A 22,632-nucleotide genomic window follows, 5' to 3' on the forward strand; every position below is an offset into this window, starting at 1 on the left:
AGGATGGACCGTCATCCCCCCTCCATCCCCTTGGGAGCCCATCCGGCATGTGCGGAATCGTTGGAATCGTCTCCTCGGGACCCGTCAACCAGTCCATCTACGACAGCCTCTCGCTCCTGCAGCACCGCGGCCAGGACTCGACCGGCATCGCGACGGCCGACGGCAGCACGCTGCACATCAAGAAGGCGGCGGGGCAGGTCAGGGAGGCGTTCCGCACCCGCGACATGCGCTCGCTGATCGGCACGATGGGGCTCGGCCACGTCCGCTACGCGACCAAGGGCAACGCGGAGCGCGAGGAGGAGGCGCAGCCGTTCTACGTGAATGCTCCGTACGGCATCATCCTCATCCACAACGGCAACCTGACGAACACGCGCGAGCTCACCGAAGAGCTCTTCCGCGTCGACCGGCGCCACCTCAACACCACGTCCGACACCGAGCTGCTGGTCAACGTGCTCGCGAACGAGCTGCAGGCGTCGATCTCGGGCCGCGACCTCGACGCCGATGAGGTCTTCGACGCCGTCGCCCGCGTGCACGAGCGCGTCGAGGGCTCGTACGCCACGATCGCGCTGATCGCCGGCCACGGCCTCCTCGCCTTCCGCGATCCGTTCGGCATCCGCCCGCTGATCGTCGGCCGCCGCGCTGGTGCCCTCGGGGCAGGTGGCGTCAACGGACCGGACGACTGGGTGGTCGCCTCCGAATCGCTGGTGCTCGAGGCCCAGGGCTTCGAGATCGTGCGCGACGTCGCCCCCGGCGAGGCGATCTTCATCACGCCCGACGGCCGGATGACCAGCCGTCAGTGCGCGAAGAACCCGCGCCTGATCCCCTGCTCGTTCGAGTACGTCTACCTCGCCCGCCCCGACTCCGTGCTGTCCGGGATCTCGGTCTACGAGGCGCGCCTCCGCCTCGGCGACCGCCTCGCCGACACCATCGCGGCCTACACGCCGGGCGGCGCCATCGACGTGGTCATGCCGATCCCCGACTCCTCGCGCCCCGCCGCGATGCAGGTCGCGCAGAAGCTCGGCATCCCCTACCGCGAGGGCTTCTACAAGAACCGATACGTCGGGCGGACGTTCATCATGCCCGGCCAGGCGGTGCGCAAGAAGTCGGTGCGGCAGAAGCTCAACGCGATGTCGAGCGAGTTCAAGGGCAAGAACGTGCTGATCGTCGACGACTCGATCGTGCGCGGCACGACGTCGAAGGAGATCGTCGACATGGCCCGCACGGCCGGAGCGAACACGGTCACCTTCGCCTCGGCCGCCCCTCCCGTGCGCTACCCGCACGTCTACGGCATCAACATGCCGTCGCGGCAGGAGCTCGTCGCCCACAACCGGCGCATCCCCGAGATCTCGGAGGCCATCGGCGCCGACTACCTGATCTACCAGGAGGTCGCCGACATGACGGCGGCGATCATCGAGGGATCGGACGTCACCGATCTCGAGACGAGCTGCTTCACCGGCGACTACGTCACCGGGACCGTGACTCCGGAGTACCTGGACTGGGTCGAGCGCACGCAGCTCAGCTGATCGGGTGCTCGGTTCGGCCCCGCACACTGCTCGGCGGCGCGCAAGCGGGTGATCCGAGCACCCCCGGCATCGCATGATCGTCAGCGTGCCCGATCCTGGGCGCCCCGAGACGAGGAGTCCCCGTGATTTACCGCCTGCTGCCGTTCCTGCTCACGTTCATCGCCGGCCGCGTGAAGAAGTCGCAGAAGGCCAAGCGCGCGGCGCAGACCCAGGCCCGCCGCACGGCGCGCAAGGGTCGCTGACCTCGCTGCGGCCCCCGGGAGGGTGCGGCCGCGCGGTCCCACTCTGCGCAGCCTCGTCCCGATGGTCATCGACGTCCTGGGCCGCTGAGAGGCTGGAGCCATGACCACTGGACAGCCCATCACGATCGGCATCCTCGGCGCGGGCAAGGTCGGCACCGTCCTGGCCCGCCTCGCCCTCGCCGCGGGGTACCGCGTTCTGATCAGCAGCTCGCGCGATCCCTCCGCCATCGCCCTGACCGTCGACGTGCTCGCGCCCGGAGCGGAGGCCGTGACGGCCGCCACCGCGGCGGCGGAGGCGGACATCGCGATCCTCGCGCTCCCGCTCGGCAAGTACCGCTCGATCCCGGTCGACCCGCTCGCCGGGAAGCTCGTCATCGACACGATGAACTACTGGTGGGAGATCGACGGAGTGCGCACCGATCTGACCGACCCGGACGTCACGACGAGCGAGATGGTCAGCCGGTTCCTCCCGGGCTCACGAGTCGTCAAGGCGTTCAACCACATGGGCTACCACGACCTCGACGAGGAGCCGCGCCCCGTCGGCGCACCCGGGCGCAAGGGCATCGCGATCGTCGGCGACCGTCCCGTCGACCGCCGGGAGGCCGCCGTCCTGGTCGACGCGCTGGGCTTCGACCCGGTGGATCTTGGGGCGCTGCGCGAGGGACGGATCCTGCAGCCGGGTGGCGCGCTGTTCGGCGCCGACATCAGCGCGGAGGAGATCCTGGCGGTCCACGGCCGAGCCTCCGCCGAGCCTCCGGTCTCCTGACGTCAGCGGAGACATCCCCGTCCCTCCGGGGTACGTCACCTGACGGAAGGCGCCGCGGCTCAGCGGGCGGAACATGGTCAGGAGGCGCACGGGTGCGTGCGCCACTCGAGAGTGGAACAGGAGTCCTCGATGACGACGATCGCGGTGATCGGCACCGGCCGGGTAGGGGCGGGTTTCGCTGAGGCCGCCGTCGCGGTGGGGCACAGCGTCGTACTCGCCAACTCGCGATCTAGCGGGCGGAGTCGTCCGGGGCGTCCTCGGGTGACTCCGCGCTCTCCTCCGCCGTCTCGCGGGCGACCGTGCGCTCGGCGGTGACGCGGACCACCCTGCGTCCCACGAACCGGTCGAGGATCACCACGATGAGCCCCGCGAGGGCCCCGAAGAGCGTGATGAACAGCAGCAGGCTGAATCCGAAGATCTGACCCTTCGAGAAGCCCTCGGTCTCGGGGAGCGCGAAGGTCAGGACGAAGGCGACGATGGCACCGATGCCGGCGCCGAGCGCCAGGATCCGCCAGACCCGCGGCGAGCGCCGCATCTCGACCTCTTCGCGCGTGATCTCGACATCGGAGCGCGGCGAGGAGTCGAGCGGGTCGGTCATGCCTCCATTGTCTCCCGCGCGACCGCACGTGAGCGACGACTTGCGCCCGCGCCGGCGGCGCCTCACATCGTGTGCACGATACGGCCGGCCTGCGCCCGCAGCTCGCGCACGACCGTGCGCACCGACAGCCGCTCCGCGCGGTCCGGGCGCATCAGCGCGACGATGTGGCGCACCGAGTTCACTCCGCGGAGCGGCTTCACGACGATCCCGGCGGTGCCCGCCGTGTAGCGCGGGACCACCGCGATGCCCAGGCCGGCCGCCACGAACGCCTCCGTGACCCTCGTCGAGGCGAAGCGCTGCTCGACGCGGACGGGCCCACCGGAGGCGGTCTCGATCTCCTGCATGATCCGCTCGAACGGGAAGCCGTCGGGCACCCCGATCCAGGTCTCGCCGACGAGGTCGGCGGCCGTCACCGTCGCGCGGTCGGCGAGACGGTGGTCGAGCGGCAGGGCGATGTCGAGCGGCTCGACCATCAGCTCCGCCATCGCGAGGCCGCGGCCGGCCCAGGCGCTGCGTCCGTTCGGCGAGTGGCCGAGCACGATGTCGAAGTCCGCGGTGAGATCGGCGAACTCGTCCGTTCCCGGATCCGCGTCCTCGCACTGCACGACGAGCCCCTCGACGCTCCGCAGGGCGACCAGTGCCCTGGGGAGGAGCATCTGCCCGGCCGTCGGGAACGTCGCGATGGTCACCTCGCCGATCGGGTTGTTCTTGAAGGTCTGCCAGACGGCGTCGGCGCGCTCGAGCGCGATCGCGATCTCGGTGGCGCTCCGGGCGAGCTCACGGCCGGCCGCGGTCAGCACGACTCCGCGTCCCGAGCGTTCGATCAGCGGCACTCCCGCCTCGCGCTCGAGCACTTTCAGCTGCTGCGAGACAGCGGAGGGGGTGCGGTGCGTCGCCTCAGCCACCTCGGTGATCGAGCGCCGCATCGAGAGCTCTCTGAGCAGTTCCAGCCGCCGCACGTCCATGAAGCAACGCTACATGTCGGGCCAAGAACCGTGTGATGGTCCTAAGGAACAGACGGGGCCACAGTGGACGTTGTACCGAATAACCGGGCGGATGGATCAGACTCCGCCACAACGAAAGGCAGAACACTCATGAGCATCGCAATCCTCGTCGTCCTCAGCGCCCTCGCTGCGTGGGGCACGGTGTCGACGGTGCTCGTCGCCAGCCGCGACGGCTACCGTCAGGTCCCCGCCCAGCACTGAGCTCCGCGCTCAGCGACAGCACCTCATCGCGTTCGAACGCCGTCTCCCAGGTGGGAGGCGGCGTTCCTGCGTTCCCGGGGTGCTTCCGCGTTCCCGGGGGCATGCAGAAGGCCCCGCGACCGGAGCCGCGGGGCCTTCTGCTGCGTGGACTACTTGACGGTCGAGCGGCGGCGCAGGCGTGCCGCCGTCATCCCGAGGCCGAGCAGCAGAGCCGCGATGCCGGCGGCGAAGGCCGGAGTCGCGTCGACGCCGGTCGCCGCGAGGTGCTTCGTCGGCGTGGTCGGCGCGTGCACGGCGGGAGCCGGCGTCGACGGGGTGGTCGGAACCACGGTCTCGACCGGGGTGGGCGCCGGGGTGGGCGTGGCCGACTCCGTCACCGTGAGCGTGTAGAGCACCGAGACGCCCGTGGTGGGCAGCACGAACTCGAGCTCGTGGTCACCCGCGGCCAGCTCGCTGATGGAGAAGCCGACCGAGGCGCGGCCCTGCTCGTCGGTGGTGTCGACGATGCTGTGGTCGATGGGAGCGGTGGTGACCTGCTCGCCGTCGATCAGTACCTGGACCTCGTCGTCACGGACGGTCGAGTTGTTCACGTCGAGCGAGGACAGGTCGTAGCTCAGCGTCTCGGCGCCCTCCTCGCTCGTCTCGACGATCCCGATCGAGCGCGATGCGGGGTCGGGCGTGACGGGCGAGAACGCCGCCATGTAGTCGGTGAAGGCGTTGAGGTCGACGCGGCCGGAGTCGGCCTTGTCGGTCCCGTTGCCCAGCTCGGTGAAGTTGTCGCCGCCTGCTCCGAGGAACGAGTTCGTGACGATCTTGAAGGTCGCGTCATCGGCGATCGGCTCACCCTGGAAGAAGACTCCCGTGATGTGCGACCCGACCTCGGCGGTCGGGTCGTAGGTGTACGACAGGTCGGCCGAGATGCCGAGGTGCAGCTCGGGACGCGACTTGCCCGGCTGCCACTGCTGCTCGAGGACGGTCTTGATCTGCGCGCCGGTCAGCGTCTCGGTGACGAGCGTGTTGGCGAAGGGCTGCACGATCGCGGCCTCGCGGTAGGTGACGTTGCCGTCGGCATCGCCCTCGCCGCTGGTGGCGTAGGTGATGTCCTGGCGGATGCCGCCCGGGTTCATGAAGGCGATCTGCGTGCCGAGCTCGGCCTGGGTGGCCCAGAGCTGCGCGTCGGCGACGAGGTTGCCGATCGTCGACTCCGCGCCGCGGTTCTCGGTGCCGTCCGACTGCACGCCGCGGCGGATGTCGGCGGTGACGGAGCCGATGGAGACGGCGCCCTCGACGTTCGCGACGTCGACCGCGTCCTGCACGAGCGCGGCGACCGTCTGGCCCACCGGGGTCGAGTCGGCGGTGTAGATCGGCTGGTAGACGGTCGAGACGACGCCCTTCGGGTCGGTCACCTGCACCGGCTGGAGCAGGTCGACGAGGTTCGACGTGATCGACGTCAGGTCCTTCGTGGCCGGGTCGACGGTGAGCTCGAGGTGGCCGAGGTAGGTGCCGTAGCTGCCGGTCTGGAGGACGGGGAGGGTGTTGCCGTCGACCGTCACCTCCTGGTCGTACGCCTGGTGGGTGTGGCCGGAGACGATCGCGTCGACGTTCCCGCCGATCCCGTTGACGATCGTGCCGAAGACGGACGCCGGGTCGGTGAAGCTCACGTCGGGCGACGCTGCGCCCTCGTGCATGACGGCGATGACGACGTCGGCCTCGAGGTTCTTCTGCTCGGCGGGGATCGAGGCGTCGGCGCTGTCGTCGATGCCGTCCTGCAGGCGAGCGGTCTCGTCGTTGATCGAGTCGACGATCGGTGCGACGTCGAGGGTCGCGATTCCGTCGGGGCTGACCAGGTAGGGGAGGTCCTCGGTGACGGCGCCGATGAAGCCGACCTTCACTCCGTCGAAGTCCTGCACGTACGACGGCGCGTAGGCGTGCTCGTCGGTCCCCTTCTCGAGGAGGTTGGCCGAGATGTGCTCGTAGTCCGCACGCGGGATGATGCGGTCGTCGAGGTCCTCGCGCCCGTGGTCGAGCTCGTGGTTGCCGATCGCCGTGGCGCTGAGGCCGATCTCGTTGAGCGCGTCGATGGTGGGGTTGTCGTCCTGCACCAGCGAGGTGAAGGTCGAGGCGCCGACGTTGTCCCCCGCCGAGACGAGGATCGAGTTGTCGGGGTTCTCGGCCTTGAGGGTTGAGAACGCCGAGGCGATCGACGCGGCACCTGCGGTGCTCTGCGAGACGGAGGCGCCCGCGGTCGCCTCGAGGCGGCCGTGGAAGTCGTTCATCGTGTAGACGTCGATGATCGTGGCATCGGCGGCCATCGCGGGCGCGGCGCCCAGCAGGGCCGCTCCGGCGACGGCGCCGACGGCCGCCGCGGAGAGGAATCGGGAGAGGCCGCTTCGGCCGGAGGGTGCGCTGTGCATCTGGTGGAGGACTCCAAGCATCGAGCGGCGTTTCGGAGAGAACTCCTGCCGCATAAGGGGAACTTTCCCAGACAACCCGACGGCACGGCTCCCGTCAAACGGTTCGGCGGAGGCGGCTCCTGCGTTTACGAGAAGTTAATGCGTCGTCCGTCGATCGGGCCGGTCGGCTCAGGCCGGGCCAGGCCGGGCCAGGTCGAGTCGGGCCGGGCCCTGTCGAGTCAGGTCAGTCGGAGGATCGGCAGGAACGCCGTGAGGTCGGCCCGCACCCCCGAGGCGTGGATCCGCCCGCTCGCGAGTCCTTCCTGCCAGGGCAGCGAGCCGGTGGCGAGCGGCAGCCAGGTCGCGGCGTCCATCTCGATCACGTTGGGCGGAGTCCCGCGGGTGTGGCCCGGGCCCTCGACGCACTGAGCGGCACCGAACGGGGGGACGCGCACCTCGACGCTGCGCCCCGGCACGTTCGTCTCGATGATCTGCAGGAGGAAGCGGACCGCCGTCGCCGTAGTGTTCCGGTCGACCGCCCCGGCGAGCGCCGCGCGCACCGCCTCCTGGCCGCTCTGCTCGTCGATCCTGCCCTTGGCCATGCGTCCATTCTCCCGCGCCGGCGGAAGGGCGGGCGCCTCGCAGGCCGGGCCTATCCTGTCAGGGTGAAGATCCTCGTCCTCGGTTCGGGTGCCCGTGAGCACGCCATCATCACGGCTCTCCTCGCGGAGGAGGAGCGGCACGAGATCATCGCCGCGCCCGGCAACGCCGGCATCGCGCGCGACGTCGAGGTCATCCACTTCGACACCAACAGCCCCCGTCTCGTCACCGACTTCGCGCTCGAGCAGGGCATCGAGCTCGTCGTCATCGGCCCCGAGGCGCCTCTCGTCGCCGGAGTCGCGGACGCCCTGCGTCAGCGCCGCATCGCGACCTTCGGACCCGACCGCGCCGCCGCCGCCCTCGAGGGCTCGAAGACCTTCGCGAAGCGCGTGATGGACATGGCGCGCGTGCCGACGGGCCGCGCCACCCGCGTCTCGACGCTCGTCGACGCGAGCCGCGTCATCGACGAGTTCGGCGCCCCCTACGTCGTCAAGGCCGACGGTCTCGCCGCGGGCAAGGGCGTCCTCGTGACGGAGTCGCGGAGCGCGGCGGTCGCGCACGCCGAGTTCTGGCTGCAGTCGGGCGACGTGCTCATCGAGGAGTTCCTCGCCGGCCAGGAGGTCTCGCTGTTCCTCCTCTCCGACGGCCACGACGTCGTCCCTCTCTCGCCGGCGCAGGACTACAAGCGGCTCGGCGACGGCGACGAGGGCCCGAACACCGGCGGCATGGGCGCCTACTCCCCTCTCCCCTGGCTCGCCGACCGCTGGGCCGACGAGCGCGCCTTCGTCGACGAGGTCATCGACACGGTCGCCATCCCGACCATCCGCCAGCTCGAGCGCGAGCGCACCCCGTTCGTCGGACTCCTCTACTGCGGGCTCATCGTCACCGACGACGGCATCCGCGTGATCGAGTTCAACGCCCGCTTCGGCGACCCCGAGACGCAGGTCGTTCTTCCCCGCCTCGCCTCGCCGCTCTCGGCCCTGCTGCACGCGGCGGCCACCGGCTCGCTCGCCTCCGTGCCGTGGCCCGTCTTCACCGACGAGGTCGCGGTCACCGTCGTGCTCGCCAGCGAGGGCTACCCCGAGAACGCGGTCACGGGCCGTTCGCTCAGCGGCCTGGAGGCAGCAGCAGCGGTCCCCGGAGTCACGATCGCCCACGCGGCGACCCAGCTCGTCGACGGGCGCTTCGTCGCCACCGGCGGCCGGGTGCTCAACGTCGTGGCCCGCGGCGCCGACTTCACCGAGGCCCGCGCGCGGGCGTACCAGGCGCTCGACCTGATCCACCTCGACGGCGGGCAGTACCGTCGCGACATCGCGGCGCGCGTCGCGAAGTCCTGACCGTTCGAGCCTGTTCCCGGCAGAGCGAGATCCACTCCGCAGAAGTTGTCGTACTCGATACTCGAGTACGACAACTTCTGGACACTCGAGATCCGGGCCCAGCGCAGGGTCGCCTCAGCGAGACGTGGCGACGATGTCGCGGAGGGCCTCGCCCAGGTCCGGGTGGGTGAAACGGAAGCCGGCGTCCTCGAGGCGGGCGGGGACGACCCAGCGGCTCTTCAGGAGGAGCTCGGGCTCGGTGCGGAGCAGCAGGGTCGCCGGCTCGAGGACGAAGCGCGGAGCGGGCAGGCCGAGGCGGCGCCCGACGGCGGCGCGCAGGAGCCGCGACAGCTCGGTGTTGTCGCTCGGGTTCGGCGACGCGAGGTTCACCGGCCCCTCGAGGGCCGACTCCTCCAGGAAGAGGATCGAGCGGTGCACGTCCTCGACGTGGATCCAGCTGAAGTGCTGGCGCCCGTGCGTCGGCCGGTACTCGTGGTGCACCCCGGCCTCGCGCCGCGCGCGCGTGCCCGGCCAGCGGCCGTCGTACTGCGGCCCGCCGAGCCCGAGGCGCGCGAGCCGCAGCAGGATCGCCGTCGCAGGCCCGTCGCCGAGCACGATCGCCATCCGCAGCGAGACGCGCCGGGTAGCGGGCGTCTCCGGGCCGAAGAACGCCGCCTCCCACGCGCGGGCGATGTCGACCGAGAACCCCTCGCCGAGCACGCCCTCGTCCTCGGTGTGGGCGCGCTCCTCCTCGTGGCGGTAGATCGTGGCCGTGCTCGCGTTCATCCAGGTGGCCGGAGGAGTCGCTGCGGCGGCGACCGCACGGTGCAGCTCCTCCGTGGTCTCGATGCGCGAGCGGAGGATCTCGGCGCGGTTCGCCGCGGTGTAGCGGCAGTCGACGCTCTTCCCGGCGAGATTCACCAGCAGCCGGGCACCGTCGAGGGCCCGCGTGACGCTCGCGGTGTCGCCCCAGCTCGCGTCGGGGCCGGTACGGCCGATGCGCCGCACGTCCCAGCCGTCGGCGGTGAAGCGGCGGGCGAGGTCGGTGCCCAGGAATCCGCTCGCTCCGGCGAGGACGACGACGGGTCGATCGGAGGCGCTCATCGCCCCATCGTGCACTACCGGCGCTCGCGAGCGGCCGCGACCGCCCCATGGAGCCGCGCCGCGAACTCCGGCGGCACCTCCTCCGGCAGGGTATCGACGGGCCACCACGCCACGTCGTCGCTCTCGTCACTGACGACGAGCGGCGCCTCCGGATCGGCGATCGCCGCGTAGCCGACATCCCAGTGCGTGCTGCAGCGGCCGAAGCCCGAGCTCAGCGCGTGCCGGTCGAGGTCGACCGGCAGCGACCCGAGCAGCCGCAGGTCGCCCACTCCGCTCTCCTCGCGCGCCTCCCGCAGCGCCGCAGCGCTCAGCGACGCGTCGTCCGGCTCGAGGTGCCCGCCGAGCTGCACCCAGAAGCGCCCCTTGCGGTGGTAGCAGAGCAGCACCCGGTCGAGCGCGGGCGACAGCACGAAGCAGCTCGCCGTGAGGTGCTCGGGCCCGCCGTCGCGCTCGAGAGCCGAATCGCCCCGTGCCGCCACGAACCCCAGGTACTCGTCCCGGAGCCGTTCGAGCGGCCCGGGCCGCCACTCCTGCAGTTCACCGACGGCCTGCTCCGCACGCGCACTCATCACCCGGGCGAGCGTAGGCGCGTCTCAACTCGAGTGCGCGATGGGCTGGGTGCGCTGCGCCCGAGCAGAGACTCGCGGGGGGCGTCAGACGGCGAGACCCGCGAGGCCCTCGCGGTCGACGCGGCGGTGGAAGCGCATGCCGGCGAGCCCGCCGAGCACCGCGCCGACGAGCGAGACGACCAGGGCGGCGAGCGCCGTCACGATCGCGGCAACGGTGGCGTCGCCCGCGTCGAGCGGGATGGTCGGGAAGCCGCTGACCGCGGACAGCACCTGACTACCTCCGGTGATCGCGGAGGCGATGCCCACCAGGATCGCGACGATCACGGCCCAGGCCCACACCGCCACGCCCTGCTTGGCACCGTTGAAGCGGGCCATGCGCCCGGCGACGTAGCCGCCGGAGTAGTAGGCGACCAGGAGGATCACCAGCAGCGCGATCGCGCCGACCCAGCCGAACGCGGCCGGGTCCGCGGCGAGATCGGCCGTGACGTCCTGCGTGCCGACGACGGCCGCCCCGATCGCCGTGACGAGGGCGGTGAGGATGACCGCGAGCCCGGTCGCCGCGAGCCAGCCGAAGAAGGCGCAGCCGATCTTGAGCCCGCCGAACCTGTCGCGCTCGCGCTGGTGGATGTCCTTGCGGGCGGCGGCGCGGGCCTGCTTCGCCTCGGCGGAGTCCTGATCGACCGGGGCGCGGTGCTCAGGTGCCGAGCCGGTCGCGGGGTGGGCGGGCGTCGCGCCGGTCGCGGGACGGGTCGACGTCGAGCCGATCCCGTCGGGAAGCTGCTCCGTCCGGTTCGGGTCGGAGCCGTCGCGGTCGCTGGGCATGCTCATGAGGGCCTCCTCGGTGGGCCGCGGAGTAGCGGCAGTGGACCCAGTGAAGCGCCTGGCCACCTCCGGTGTCTCGGGGTTGACGGGGCCGTCAAGCCCCTGGGGAGGCACCGCCCGACCCTGTTGCATGGACATCGAGACGTCGCCTGAACGAGACGTCGCCAGAGCATCGAGACGAGAGGACCGCCATGACTCCGGAATCCCCCGAGCAGACGCCGCCCGGCACCGAGGCAGAGCTGACCCCGAAGGCCGACCACGGCGAGACCAGCTATCGCGGCACCGGCAGACTCAGCGGCAAGGTCGCCCTGGTCACCGGAGCCGACAGCGGCATCGGCAAGGCCGTCGCGATCGCCTTCGCCCGCGAGGGCGCCGACGTCGCGATCTCGTACCTCGACGAGCACGAGGACGCGGAGGACACCGCGAAGTGGGTCCGCGAGGCCGGGCGCGAGGCGCTCCTGCTCCCGGGAGACCTGCGCGACGCCGCCCACTGCCGCCAGGTCGTCGCCAGCACGGTCGAGACGCTCGGCCACCTCGAGGTCCTCGTCAGCAACGCCGCGTTCCAGATGAGCCGCGAAGAGGTCACCGACATCCCCGACGAGGAGTGGGACCGCACCGTGGCCACCAACCTCAGCGCGTACTTCCACCTCGTCAAGGCGGCGCTGCCGCACTTGAAGGAGGGCGCCTCGATCATCGCGACCAGCTCGGTGCAGTCGGATCAGCCGTCGTACCAGCTGCTCCCCTACGCCGCCACGAAGGCCGCGATGCTCAGCATGACGGCGTCGCTCGCCCAGGCGCTCGGCTCGAAGGGCATCCGCGCGAACAGCGTCGCCCCCGGCCCGATCTGGACCCCGCTCATCCCCTCGACGATGCCGCAGGAGGCTGTCGCCGAGTTCGGCGAGCAGGTCCCGCTGGGCCGCCCCGGCCAGCCGGCCGAGGTCGCGCACGCCTACGTGCTCCTCGCCTCCGACGACGCCAGCTACATGAGCGGCTCGACGATCGCCGTCACCGGCGGGAAGCCGATCCTCTGAGCGGCGGGAGCTCCCACCGGCGTGCGGTAGGTTCCGGCGCGTGAGCGTGCACATCCGGAGCATCGAGACCGCGGTCCCGTCGACGGTGCTGCAGCAGTCGGGCATCCGCGACCTCTTCGTCGAGCAGCCGGGGGTCACGCGGCTCGCCTCGCGGCTGATCGGGGCGGCGTTCAACGCCTCCGGCATCGACACCCGCCACACGGTGGTCGACGAGCTCGACCGCGGGACGCACGAGGGCGACAGCGTCTTCTACGACCGCGAGTCGGGGCGCCTGCTCGACCCGGGCACCTCGGCCCGCAACGCGCTCTACACGGCGCGCGCACCCGAGCTCTTCACGGAGGCGTCGCGCCGAGCACTCGAGTCCGCCGGATTCGCGGCGGCCGACGTCACGCACGTCGTCACCGTCTCGTGCACCGGCTTCTACGCGCCCGGCCCCGACTACCAGCTCGTGCGCCGGCTCGGCCTCGCGCCGACGACGCAGCGCTTCCACCTCGGCTTCATGGGCTGCTACGGCGCGTTCCCCGGCCTCCGCGCCGCGCAGGCCTTCTGCGAGGCCGACCCCGGGGCCGTCGTGCTCGTCGTCACGGTCGAGCTGTGCAGCATCCACCTCACCGCCTCCAACGATCCAGAGCAGATCGTCGCGTCCTCGGTCTTCGCCGACGGGGGCGCGGCGGCCGTCGTCACCGCCCGCGAGCCGTCCCCGGGTACTCCCGTCCTCGAGATCGACGCACTCGCGTCCACCCTCACGCCCGAGGGCGAGGACGAGATGGCCTGGACGATCGGCGACCACGGCTTCTCGATGCGACTCAGCACGTACGTGCCGTCGATCATCGGCGCGAACATCACGGACGCGCTCGCCGCTCCGCTCGGCGAGGCCGGCCTCGAGGTCGGCGACGTCGCCCGCTGGGCCGTGCACCCCGGCGGCCGCAGCATCCTCGACCGGGTGCAGAGCGCGCTCGAGCTCTCGGACGAGCAGCTCGCTCCCTCGCGCGAGGTGCTGCGGACGAACGGCAACATGTCGAGCGCGACGGTCCTCTTCATCCTGCGCCGCCTCCTGCACGGCGAGGCCCGCGACGGCGAGCGGATCGGCGCGATGGCGTTCGGCCCGGGCCTGACGGTCGAGATGGCACTGCTCACCAAGCGGGGCGGAGCGTGAGCGTCCGCGCTCCACTCCGCCCCGACCTCCGGCAGCGCGAGGCCGAGGCGCAGGAGCTGATGGACGACCCCGAGTGCGACCGCGCACTGCTCGACGCGACCTACGCGCGGTTCCCGACGGTGAACCGTCTCGTCTCGGGGTGGCGCGGCCTGTACCGCGCCCGGGTGCGGCCCCTCCTGAGCGCGAACGAGCCCACGCGACTGCTCGACATCGGCTCGGGCGGCGGCGACATCGCCCGCTCGCTCGCCGGCTGGGCTCGCGAGGACGGCCTGCGCCTGGCCGTCACCGCGGCGGATCCGGACGAGCGCGCCTACGCTTTCGCCACCTCCACGCCCGCGCCGGCCGGGGTCGAGTTCCGCCGGGCGAGCAGCTCCGAGCTCGTCGCCGAGGGTGCGCGCTACGACATCGTCGTCTCGAACCACCTGCTGCACCATCTCGCTCCGGAGGCGCTCCAGTCGCTCCTCGCGGACAGCGAGCGACTCGCTCCCCGTGCCCTGCACAACGACATCGAGCGCTCGCGGCTCGCCTACACGGCCTACGCCATGGCGACCCGGCCGATCGCGGCGGGCTCGTTCCTGCACTACGACGGCTCGCTGTCGGTGCGGCGCAGCTACACCGCTCCGGAGCTGCGCGCCGTGGCACCCGAGGGCTGGCGGGTCGAGCGGGCGGCTCCGTACCGGCTGCTGCTGGTCCGCTGAGCCGGGCCGTTTCTCCTCCTCTCCGGGGAGTCCGTCGCGGTGCCTCCGCCGTTAGATTGAGCGGGAGATGAGCGTCGACCCCGATTCCCGTGCGTGGCAGAGGCCGCCGGTGACGGCCGACCAGCGCAGAGTCGACGCCGCGACCGCCGCCGCCCTCCTCGGCGCCGGCATCCTCTCGCTCGTGCTGGGCCGCGCGATCGGCATGTGGCCGGATCCCGCCGAGCCCGCCCTCAGCATCGGCCTCCTCGCGCTGGTGACGCTCCCGCTCGCCTTCCGCCGCGTGCAGCCCGTCGCCGTGCTCGCCGTCACCGGCGCGGCGTTCGTGGTCGCCGGCGAGCTGAGCGTCCCCGAGGTGACCATCACCAACATCGCCCTCTTCATGGCGCTGTACAGCGTGGGAGCGTGGGATCCGGACCGGCGGCGGGCGACCTGGGCGCGGGGCGTGCTCGTCACCGCGATGGGCATCTGGCTGTCGATCACCTTCTTCCGCGCGAGCACCCAGGATCTCGACTTCGACGGCGAGGGGATCGGCGCGCTCACCCCGGTCGCCGCGTACATGCTGCAGCAGGTCCTGGTGAACGTCCTCTACTTCGCCGGCGCCTGGTGGTTCGGCGAGCACGCCTGGTCGTCGGCGCGCCAGCGGGCGCTGACGGCCTTCCGCACCCGGCAGCTCGAGGACGAGCAGTCGAAGGTCGCCCGGCAGGCGATCACCATCGAGCGCCTGCGGATCGCGCGCGAGCTGCACGACGCCGTCGCGCACCACGTCTCGCTGATGGGGGTCCAGGCCGCGGCCGCGCGGACGCTGCTGAGCACCGACCCGGGGCGGGCGCGCGGGCAGCTCGAGGCTCTCGAGGGATCGTCGCGGGCGGCGGTCGGCGAGCTCTACCAGCTCCTCGGGACCCTCCGCGACGAGGAGGCCGACCTCGGGCCGGTCACCGCGTCGCTCGACCTCGGCTCGCTCGACGCACTGATCGACGACGCCGTGGCGGCGGGCCTCCGCGTCTCGCTCGAGCGGGTCGGGACGCCGTTCGAGGTGCCTCCGATGGTGGGGCTGAACCTCTACCGCATCGCTCAGGAGTCGCTGACGAACGTCCTCAAGCACGCCGGTCCCGGGACCCGGGCGCGCGTGCACCTGCGGTACAGCGGCGATGGGGTCGAGCTCGAGGTGACCGACGACGGACTCGGCCGCCCCGGCCCGAAGCAGCGCAGCGGCGGCCTCGGCCTGCTCGGCATGCGGGAGCGCGCCGCGACCCTCGACGGCACCTTCGAGGCGCTGCCGCGCGCCGGCTCCGGATGGGTCGTGCGGGTCACCGTCCCCCTGGGGGTGCGGGTATGAGCGACGTCCGCGTCGTCCTCGTCGACGATCACGCTCTGATGCGGCAGGGGATCAGCACGATCCTCTCGGTGCAGCCCGGCATCGTCGTCGTCGGCGAGGCGTCCAGCGGCGAGGAGGCCCTCGAGGTCGTGGCGAGGACCCGCCCCGACGTGGTCTGCATGGACGTCGAGATGCCCGGGATCGGGGGGCTCGAGGCGACGCGGCGGCTGCTCGCGGATCCGCAGGAGAGCGCCCGGGTGCTGATGCTGACGACCTTCGAGCGCGAGGACTACCTGCTCGAGGCCCTCGACGCCGGTGCGAGCGGATTCCTGCTGAAGAACTCGCCCCCCGAGCACCTGGTCTACGGCGTGCGGGCGGTCGCGGCGGGGGAGGCTCTGCTCGCCCCGGAGCTGACCCGCGCCGTCATCGAGCGGGCGGTCGCCCGCGACAGGATGCCGGACGCGCCGATGACCGCGGCGGCCGATCAGCTCACCCGTCGTGAGACCGAGGTGCTCCGCCTGATGGCGCAGGGACTCTCGAACGACGAGATCGCCGAGCGGCTCGTCGTCGGCCGCGCGACCGTGAAGACCCACGTGTCGAACGTGCTGCTCAAGCTGTCGCTGCGCGACCGGGTGCAGGCGGTCGTCTACGCCTACCGGTCCGGGCTGGTCGACTGACACCTCGGCTCCTCCTCGAGGAGGAGCGGCGGCGTCACCCTCGGGCCGGAAGCGCTCGACACGGCCCGCTCGTAGCGTGGAGGCATCCACTCGAGGAGGTCGCATGCTCAGCGTGCAGAACATCAGCAGGAGCTTCGGCAGCCATCGCGCCGTCGACGACGTCAGCTTCGACGTCGGGCGGGGGCGCCTCACCGGCTTCGTCGGAGGCAACGGCGCCGGCAAGACCACGACGATGCGGATGATCCTGGGGGTCCTCCGGCCCGACTCCGGAACCGTGATGCTCGACGGCGCCCCCGTGGGCCAGGCCGCGCTGCACGGCTTCGGCTACATGCCCGAGGAGCGGGGGCTCTACCCGAAGATGGAGATCGGCGAGCAGCTGGCCTACCTCGCGCGGCTGCACGGCATCGACAAGGCGACGGCCGTCCAGCGCGCCGACGATCTGCTCGAGCGCCTCGGTCTGATCGAGCGCCGGCGCGACAAGCTCGAGGCGCTGTCGCTCGGCAACCAGCAGCGCGTGCAGGTGGCGGCGTCGCTCGTGCACGACCCCGACGTGCTGATCATGGACGAGCCCTTCTCGGGGCTCGATCCGCTCGCCGTCGACGAGGTCGTCGCCGTGATCGCCGAGCACGCGGCGCGGGGCATCCCGGTGCTGTTCTCCTCCCACCAGCTCGACGTGGTGGAGCGCCTGTGCGACGACCTCGTGATCATCGCCGGCGGCACGGTGAAGGCGGCGGGCTCGCGGGAGGCGCTGCGCGAGCAGCACTCGGGCGACAGGTGGTCGCTCGAGATGACAGGCGACGCGGGCTGGGTCCGCGGCGTCCCGGGCGTCCGTGTCGAGGAGCTCGCCGGGACGAGCGTGCTGTTCCACGCGGACGCGGCGGCGGCGGACGTCGTCCTCCGCGCGGCCGTCGAGCGCGGGACCGTCACGTCGTTCCGGCCGGTGCGGCCGACGCTCGGCGAGATCTTCCGCGACATCGTGGTGAACGCGCCCGCGGGCGCCGAGGAGAAGGTGGCGGTGGCCTCATGAGCACGAACAGCAGCACGGCGGACATGCGACTCGGCACCTGGAGCGCGACCCTCCTGGTCGCCGAGCGCGAGATCCTCTCGCAGGTCCGGTCGAAGGCCTTCATCATCTCGACCGTGATCACGCTCGCCCTGGTCATCGGCGGGATCGTCCTCTCGAGCGTTCTCGGCAACCGGGCGGTCGACGCGACCCCCGTGGCGGTCGTCGGGTCGGTGCCCGCCGCGGTCGCCGACGCCGACACCCTCGACGTCACCGAGGTGACGACCCGGGGAGAGGCCGAGGAGCTGGTCCGCTCCGGATCTGTCGATGCGGCACTCGTCCCCGACGACTCCGCGATCGGATTCTCGCTCCTCGCCCTCGACGAGGCTCCGGACGGCCTGGTCTCGGCACTCTCGGTCAGCCCCGCGGTCGAGCTCCTCGATCCCGCCCAGACTCCCTCGGGCCTGCGGACCCTGATCGGCCTGGCGTTCGGGCTGGTCTTCATGCTCGCCGTGATCGGCTCGGGCGCGACGATCATGCAGAACACCGTCCAGGAGAAGCAGTCGCGCATCGTCGAGATCCTGCTCGCGGCCGTCCCCGCGCGAGCACTGCTGGCCGGCAAGATCCTCGGCAACTCGGTGATCGGAGTCGGCACCGCCGCCGCCATCGCCGCCGCGTCGGCGCTCGGGCTGGCGATCACCGGTCAGACGCAGCTGCTCGATCTGCTGTCGGCTCCGCTGATCTGGTTCGTCGTGTTCTTCGTCTTCGGCTTCGTCCTGGTGGCGAGCGTCTTCGCCGCCGGTGCCGCGCTGGTGTCGCGGCAGGAGGACACGGGCTCGGTGATGACCCCCGCGATGATGCTCGTGATGGTCCCGTACTTCGGAGTCGTGTTCTTCGGCGACAACGCGCTGATCATGACGATCCTGTCGTACGTCCCGTTCAGCGCCCCCGTCGCGATGCCCGTCCGCCTGTTCTTCGGCGAGGCGGAGTGGTGGGAGCCGCTGGTCTCGCTCGCGCTCCTGGTCGTCGCGACCGCGGCCGTGATGGCCGTCGCGAGCCGGATCTACACCAACTCGCTGCTGCGGATGGGATCGCGGGTGAGCCTCCGCGACGCTCTGAAGGGGAGCTAGAGCTTCGGCGGTCCGTCCGCCGAGTCGGAGCCGTGCGAGCGGCTGTACTGCCAGCCGGCGAGCGCCAGGATCAGCACGCCGCACGCGATGGTGATGACGTCGGGAACGGTCGCGCCGTCGGTCACGGCGGAGGAGATGCCCGCGCCGAGGATCAGCACGCCTCCGATGAGGTAGAAGATGACCCTCGTCTTCACAGCACTTCGCTTTCGTCGATCGGCACGGACTCCAGGAGGGTACCCGGTCCGGCTGGCAGGGTAGGGCGACCTCCGCTAAACCGAGTGCCGCGACCTGTCAATGGGTGCGCGGCGTGTCTGGGCGCTGGTTCGCCTCGCGAGCGGCGAGCGGATACCGTCCCCGGGAGGCCGTCCGCCAGGGGCGGTCCGAACGCCCGAAGGGGGCACATGGCCACGCTCACCTACGGACCGCAGAACCTCGAGATCGAGTTCGAGGAGCGCGTCCTCGCGCACCTCAAGGTCGCCGTGCTCTCGAAGCTCCGGCGCAACGAGGCCTTCTCGCTCTCCTGGTCGGAGGACGCCTCCACGGGTCACGGCCGCAGCTCGGTCTGGCTGCACCCCTCCGTGCCCCTGCACTTCCGCTTCGCCGAGGCGCACCAGCCCCGGCTCAACCGCGCCTGGATCGAGCAGATGCTCAGCGTCGCCAGCATGCACGGCGAGCTCACCGTCCTCCCCGAGCCGGAGGAGCAGCGGCAGGGTTCCTGAGCCCGCGGCGCTTGCCTCTCAGACCCGCGCTCGTCAAGCCCACCCCCCCGTCTCAGGGTCGCGTCGTAGCGTCGTCCTCAGCGACCGGCGGTGCTCCGCCGGGCGCGACGACGGACGGAGACGATGATGACCGAGACCGCGCGAACGAACGACCGGCCTGCCTTCAGCACCACCCAGGAGCCGGTCTCCGGCGTGACGAAGGAGCCGACCGAGGCCCGTCGTGTGCCCGACTCGGCCTCCACCTCGAGTCAGCCGGTCCTCGGCTGCCGGATCGACGTGAGCGGCCGCACCTTCACCGTGGAGCTCGAGATGGCCGGGATCTTCCTGCGTCAGGTGCGCCGGAGCCTCCGCGACGGCACCGGGGCCTCGGTGCTGCTGCGCCACGTCGACGGGATCGAGATGATCCCGTTCACGCGCGCGACACCGTTCGAGGTGTCGGACATCGTCTGCCCCGAAGGGGTCGAGCCGGCTGCCGCGCGCGCGGCGGCGGGATTGCGCGCGCGCTAGTCCTGGGTGGTCAGCGACTGCTCGATCAGGCCGACGATCCGCGGGTCGTCGGGCTCGACCGTGGGGCGGAAGCGGTGCACGGTGCCGTCGGCGGTGACGAGGAACTTCTCGAAGTTCCACTTCACCCGGCCGGCCTTGCCGCTGTCGTCCTCGGTCTTCGTCAGCTCCGCGTAGAGCGGGTGGGCCGAACGCCCGTTGACCTTGACCTTCTCGAACATCGGGAACGTCACGCCCCACGTGGTCGAGCAGTACTCCTTGATGCGGTCCTCGTCGCTCAGCTCCTGCAGGAACTGGTTGCTCGGGAAGCCGAGCACCGTGAATCCGCGGTCGGCGTAGGCCTTCTGCAGGGCCTCGAGCTTCTCGTACTGCGGAGCGAGACCGCAGCGGGAGGCGACGTTGACGATGAGCTTCACCGGCGCGTAGTCGGCGAGCGTCGACGGGGTGCCGTCGATCGTGGTGAGCGGGATGTCGGTGATCGACACGTGATCTCCTTCAGAGACGGGATCGCCAGGCTATCCACCTGAGCAGGGAGCGCGCCGCGAGTCCTCCACAGGCTCTCCCTGTCACCGATCCCGTCGTCTCGGCACAACTCCCTCCCGCGGGCGGCCTCGCGGCGCCACCATGGAGCCATGGCCCCCTCCCCGCAGCAGCTCGTCTCGGTGGGTGGGCGGCGCCTCCGGCTGACCAACCTCGACAAGCTCGTCTACCCGGAGGCGGGATTCACCAAGGCCGACGTCCTCGCGTACTACGCCTCGGTCGCCTCCGCGATGCTGCCGCACCTCGCCCGGCGCCCGGTGACCCGCAAGCGCTGGGTCGACGGAGTGGGCACGGCCGAGCACCCCGGCGAGGTCTTCTTCGAGAAGAACCTGCCCTCCTCCGCGCCCTACTGGATCAGTCGGACGCGGCTGACGCACTCGTCGCGCGACGTCGAGTACCCGCTCGTCGACGACGTGGCCGGCCTGACCTGGCTCGCCCAGCAGGCCGCGCTCGAGCTGCACGTGCCGCAGTGGCGGGTCGGGTCCGACGGCGAGCGCCGGCCGCCCGACCGCCTGGTGCTCGACCTCGACCCGGGCGAGGGTGCGGGGCTCGCCGAGTGCGCCGAGGTCGCGTTCCTCGCCCGCGACCTGCTCGAGGGGATGGGACTCGAGCCGTTCCCCGTGACGAGCGGCAGCAAGGGCATCCACCTCTACTGCCCACTCGACGCGTCCGCCTCGAGCGACCAGATCTCCTCCGTCGCCCACGAGCTCGCGAAGGTGCTCGAGGCCGACCACCGCGATCTCGTGGTGTCCGACATGAAGAAGACGCTGCGCGACGGCAAGGTCCTCGTCGACTGGAGCCAGAACAGCGCCGCGAAGACGACGATCGCGCCGTACTCGCTGCGCGGGCGCCTCCTGCCGCGCGTCGCCGCTCCGCGCACGTGGGAGGAGATCGGGGCAGCGGATCTGCGGCACCTCGCGCCCGACGAGGTCGTCGATCGGCTGCGCTCCGACGGGGATCTGCTGCGCCCGGTGCTGGCTGCGCGCGGGGCGGGTCTCGAGCCGACTCCCCAGCGGCTCGCCGGGTTCGCGGCGACCGACGCCTCCGCCGACCGCCTCGCCGCCTACCGGAGCATGCGCGACGCGTCCAAGACCCCCGAGCCCGTGCCCGACCCCGGCGCGGGGATCTCCTCCTCCGGCGACACGTTCGTGATCCATGAGCACCACGCACGCCGGCTGCACTACGACTTCCGCCTCGAGCACGACGGCGTGCTCGTGAGCTGGGCCGTGCCCAAGGGGCCGCCGCTCGAGGGCGACCCCAACCGGCTCGCGGTGCAGACGGAGGATCATCCGCTCGAGTACGCGACCTTCGAGGGCACGATCCCGGCGAAGGAGTACGGCGGCGGCGAGGTGCGGATCTGGGACGAGGGCACCTACTCGCTCGAGAAGTGGCGCGAGGGCGAGGAGGTGATCGCGGTGCTGACCGGCCGGCCCGACGGCGGGCTCGGTGGCGAGCCGCGGCGGTACGCGCTCCTGCACACGGGGGCGAAGGGCGGCAGGGGCGACGAGAAGAACTGGCTGCTGCACCTGATGACGGGCGGTCCCGGCAAGCACGCGCCTCAGGGCCGCGGAGTCGCCACAGCGACTCGCAAGGCACCGGCGCGAACCCCGGAGCCCCGGACGACCGTGGACCTCCGCCCCATGCTGGCGACCGCGGGCCGCCCCGGCGAGATCGCGCCCGACTCCGCCATCGAGATGAAGTGGGACGGCTACCGTGCCCTGGTGCGCGTCGATGAGGGCGTCGTCACCCTGACCAGCCGCAACGGCAACGATCTGACGCCCGCTTTCCCCGATCTGCTCGCGCCGATCGCCGAGGCCTGCGGAGACGCGGTGCTCGACGGCGAGATCGTCGCGCTCGACGCCCGCGGACGCCCCGACTTCGGCCTGCTGCAGACGCGGGGCGGTCTGACGAAGCCGCGCGAGATCGAGGCCGCGGTGCGAGCGACTCCGGTGCACCTGATGGTCTTCGACGTGCTCGAGCTCGCCGGCTCACCGGTCACCGGAGTCGCGTACGACGACCGTCGCGCCGCCCTCGTGGACGTCGTGGTCGAGAACGAGCGCGTGCACGTCCCCGCGGTGTTCGACGGCGACCTCGACGAGGCGATGGCGACCAGCCTCGCGCTGGGCCTGGAGGGAGTCGTCGCCAAGCGCCGCTCCTCGCCGTACCAGGCGGGCAGCCGCTCCCGCGACTGGATCAAGCTGACCCACCACCGCGTGCAGGAGGTCGTGATCGTCGGCTGGCGCCTCGGCGAGGGCGGACTGCAGGGCTCGGTCGGCTCGCTGCTCACGGCGATCCCCGCCGCCGACGGCCGCCTCGAGTACTCGGGCCGCGTCGGCACCGGCTTCAGCGACCGCGAGCGGCGCGGCCTCGTCGACCGCCTCGCCGAGCACGCGACCGACGAGCCCGCCGTCTCGGTGCCCCCGGAGGAGTCGCGCGGCGTCCGCTGGGTCGCCCCCGTCCTCGTCGGCGAGGTCCGCTACCGCGAGCGCACCGCCTCCGGCACCCTGCGCCACAGCGTCTGGCGCGGCTGGCGCGCCGACAAGTCGGCGGCGGAGGTGCGTGCGGAGCAGGTCGCCGGGACGACGCGAGACGGAGGACCGGCATGAGGGGTTCCGCGCGTCCGACCGGGTGGTTCCTCTCTGGTGCGCCGGGTTGCGACCCCCTACGCTCGCATCGATCGGATGGTGCGGCACGGCCCCTGGTCACGGATGGCCCGAGAGG

Annotated in this window: 23 protein-coding genes; 14 read left to right on the top strand and 9 right to left on the bottom strand. The window is 71.7% G+C overall.

Going from position 1 to position 22,632, the window contains the following annotated elements; genetic code table 11:
- The first annotated feature begins 47 nt into the window (after positions 1 to 47).
- The 3 genes from purF (at position 48) to ASG06_RS20700 (ending at position 2,846) form a co-directional block, all read left to right on the top strand.
- Complete coding sequence (gene purF / locus ASG06_RS17045; protein ID WP_056044806.1) at positions 48 to 1,523, top strand: amidophosphoribosyltransferase; 1,476 nt, start codon at positions 48 to 50, stop codon at positions 1,521 to 1,523.
- A gap of 342 nt (positions 1,524 to 1,865) precedes the next feature.
- On the top strand, positions 1,866 to 2,531 hold the full coding sequence (locus ASG06_RS17050) for an NADPH-dependent F420 reductase (RefSeq protein ID WP_056044808.1): 666 nt from the start codon (positions 1,866 to 1,868) through the stop codon (positions 2,529 to 2,531).
- Between the two features lie 129 nt (positions 2,532 to 2,660).
- Complete coding sequence (locus ASG06_RS20700) at positions 2,661 to 2,846, top strand: NAD(P)-binding domain-containing protein (protein ID WP_156466030.1); 186 nt, start codon at positions 2,661 to 2,663, stop codon at positions 2,844 to 2,846.
- Here ASG06_RS20700 and ASG06_RS17055 read toward each other — a convergent pair.
- The 4 genes from ASG06_RS17055 to ASG06_RS17070 form a co-directional block, all read right to left on the bottom strand.
- Positions 2,761 to 3,129, bottom strand: a complete 369-nt coding sequence (locus ASG06_RS17055; RefSeq protein ID WP_056044809.1) for a hypothetical protein — start codon at positions 3,127 to 3,129, stop codon at positions 2,761 to 2,763. The genes ASG06_RS20700 and ASG06_RS17055 overlap by 86 nt on opposite strands.
- A 62-nt stretch (positions 3,130 to 3,191) precedes the next feature.
- A complete protein-coding gene (locus tag ASG06_RS17060; protein WP_056044811.1) occupies positions 3,192 to 4,094 on the bottom strand; it encodes a LysR family transcriptional regulator in 903 nt (300 codons plus the stop codon).
- Positions 4,095 to 4,483: 389 nt separating this feature from the next.
- Positions 4,484 to 6,748, bottom strand: a complete 2,265-nt coding sequence (locus ASG06_RS17065; RefSeq protein ID WP_056044813.1) for a bifunctional metallophosphatase/5'-nucleotidase — start codon at positions 6,746 to 6,748, stop codon at positions 4,484 to 4,486.
- Positions 6,749 to 6,966: 218 nt separating this feature from the next.
- Positions 6,967 to 7,329, bottom strand: coding sequence for a sterol carrier family protein (locus ASG06_RS17070; protein WP_056044816.1), 363 nt, complete (start codon positions 7,327 to 7,329; stop codon positions 6,967 to 6,969).
- 63 nt (positions 7,330 to 7,392) lie between these two features.
- On the opposite strand from ASG06_RS17070, the gene purD reads away from it, so the two are divergent.
- Positions 7,393 to 8,664: a phosphoribosylamine--glycine ligase gene (purD, locus tag ASG06_RS17075; RefSeq protein ID WP_056044818.1), complete on the top strand. Its 1,272-nt coding sequence runs from the start codon at positions 7,393 to 7,395 to the stop codon at positions 8,662 to 8,664.
- A 114-nt stretch (positions 8,665 to 8,778) separates the two neighbouring features.
- Here the strand turns inward: purD and ASG06_RS17080 are convergent, their stop codons facing one another.
- The 3 genes from ASG06_RS17080 to ASG06_RS17090 all read right to left on the bottom strand — a co-directional run bounded on the left by ASG06_RS17080 (position 8,779) and on the right by ASG06_RS17090 (position 11,144).
- Positions 8,779 to 9,747 (bottom strand): epimerase, encoded by a 969-nt coding sequence (locus tag ASG06_RS17080; RefSeq protein ID WP_056044820.1) that lies wholly within the window; start codon positions 9,745 to 9,747, stop codon positions 8,779 to 8,781.
- A 14-nt stretch (positions 9,748 to 9,761) separates the two neighbouring features.
- Positions 9,762 to 10,316 carry an NUDIX hydrolase gene (locus ASG06_RS17085; protein ID WP_056044822.1) on the bottom strand — a complete coding sequence of 185 codons (555 nt, stop codon included), beginning with the start codon at positions 10,314 to 10,316 and terminating at the stop codon, positions 9,762 to 9,764.
- An 84-nt stretch (positions 10,317 to 10,400) separates the two neighbouring features.
- Complete coding sequence (locus ASG06_RS17090; RefSeq protein WP_056044824.1) at positions 10,401 to 11,144, bottom strand: hypothetical protein; 744 nt, start codon at positions 11,142 to 11,144, stop codon at positions 10,401 to 10,403.
- Positions 11,145 to 11,329: 185 nt separating this feature from the next.
- Here ASG06_RS17090 and ASG06_RS17095 point away from each other — a divergent pair, with 185 nt between their 5' ends.
- The 7 genes from ASG06_RS17095 to ASG06_RS17125 all read left to right on the top strand — a co-directional run bounded on the left by ASG06_RS17095 (position 11,330) and on the right by ASG06_RS17125 (position 18,148).
- A complete protein-coding gene (locus ASG06_RS17095) occupies positions 11,330 to 12,169 on the top strand; it encodes an SDR family oxidoreductase (RefSeq protein WP_056044826.1) in 840 nt (279 codons plus the stop codon).
- Positions 12,170 to 12,209: 40 nt separating this feature from the next.
- A complete protein-coding gene (locus tag ASG06_RS17100) occupies positions 12,210 to 13,325 on the top strand; it encodes a type III polyketide synthase (protein ID WP_056044828.1) in 1,116 nt (371 codons plus the stop codon).
- On the top strand, positions 13,322 to 14,023 hold the full coding sequence (locus tag ASG06_RS17105) for a class I SAM-dependent methyltransferase (RefSeq protein WP_231727810.1): 702 nt from the start codon (positions 13,322 to 13,324) through the stop codon (positions 14,021 to 14,023). Before ASG06_RS17100 ends, ASG06_RS17105 begins: the two co-directional genes overlap by 4 nt.
- 67 nt (positions 14,024 to 14,090) lie before the next feature.
- The gene (locus tag ASG06_RS17110; RefSeq protein WP_056044831.1) at positions 14,091 to 15,359 is read left to right on the top strand and encodes a sensor histidine kinase; all 1,269 of its coding nucleotides are present in this window, start codon (positions 14,091 to 14,093) and stop codon (positions 15,357 to 15,359) included.
- Complete coding sequence (locus ASG06_RS17115) at positions 15,356 to 16,015, top strand: response regulator (protein WP_056044833.1); 660 nt, start codon at positions 15,356 to 15,358, stop codon at positions 16,013 to 16,015. Before ASG06_RS17110 ends, ASG06_RS17115 begins: the two co-directional genes overlap by 4 nt.
- Positions 16,016 to 16,118: 103 nt before the next feature.
- Positions 16,119 to 17,042, top strand: coding sequence for an ABC transporter ATP-binding protein (locus tag ASG06_RS17120; RefSeq protein WP_056044835.1), 924 nt, complete (start codon positions 16,119 to 16,121; stop codon positions 17,040 to 17,042).
- Positions 17,039 to 18,148: an ABC transporter permease gene (locus tag ASG06_RS17125; protein ID WP_056044837.1), complete on the top strand. Its 1,110-nt coding sequence runs from the start codon at positions 17,039 to 17,041 to the stop codon at positions 18,146 to 18,148. Before ASG06_RS17120 ends, ASG06_RS17125 begins: the two co-directional genes overlap by 4 nt.
- Here the strand turns inward: ASG06_RS17125 and ASG06_RS17130 are convergent.
- Complete coding sequence (locus ASG06_RS17130) at positions 18,145 to 18,342, bottom strand: hypothetical protein (protein ID WP_056044838.1); 198 nt, start codon at positions 18,340 to 18,342, stop codon at positions 18,145 to 18,147. The two genes, ASG06_RS17125 and ASG06_RS17130, sit on opposite strands and share 4 nt — an antisense overlap.
- Positions 18,343 to 18,549: 207 nt before the next feature.
- Between ASG06_RS17130 and ASG06_RS17135 the strand changes: the two genes are divergently transcribed.
- Positions 18,550 to 18,867 carry a DUF7882 family protein gene (locus ASG06_RS17135; protein WP_056044841.1) on the top strand — a complete coding sequence of 106 codons (318 nt, stop codon included), beginning with the start codon at positions 18,550 to 18,552 and terminating at the stop codon, positions 18,865 to 18,867.
- A 126-nt stretch (positions 18,868 to 18,993) separates the two neighbouring features.
- On the top strand, positions 18,994 to 19,374 hold the full coding sequence (locus tag ASG06_RS17140) for a hypothetical protein (RefSeq protein WP_056044843.1): 381 nt from the start codon (positions 18,994 to 18,996) through the stop codon (positions 19,372 to 19,374).
- Here ASG06_RS17140 and ASG06_RS17145 read toward each other — a convergent pair.
- Positions 19,371 to 19,856 carry a glutathione peroxidase gene (locus ASG06_RS17145; protein WP_056044844.1) on the bottom strand — a complete coding sequence of 162 codons (486 nt, stop codon included), beginning with the start codon at positions 19,854 to 19,856 and terminating at the stop codon, positions 19,371 to 19,373. The two genes, ASG06_RS17140 and ASG06_RS17145, sit on opposite strands and share 4 nt — an antisense overlap.
- A 147-nt stretch (positions 19,857 to 20,003) precedes the next feature.
- On the opposite strand from ASG06_RS17145, the gene ASG06_RS17150 reads away from it, so the two are divergent.
- Entirely contained in the window at positions 20,004 to 22,517 is a 2,514-nt protein-coding gene (locus tag ASG06_RS17150) for an ATP-dependent DNA ligase (protein ID WP_056044847.1), read from the top strand.
- Positions 22,518 to 22,632 lie beyond the last annotated feature (115 nt).

The sequence above is a fragment of the Rathayibacter sp. Leaf185 genome (genome assembly GCF_001423885.1).
GTDB lineage: Bacteria > Actinomycetota > Actinomycetes > Actinomycetales > Microbacteriaceae > Rathayibacter.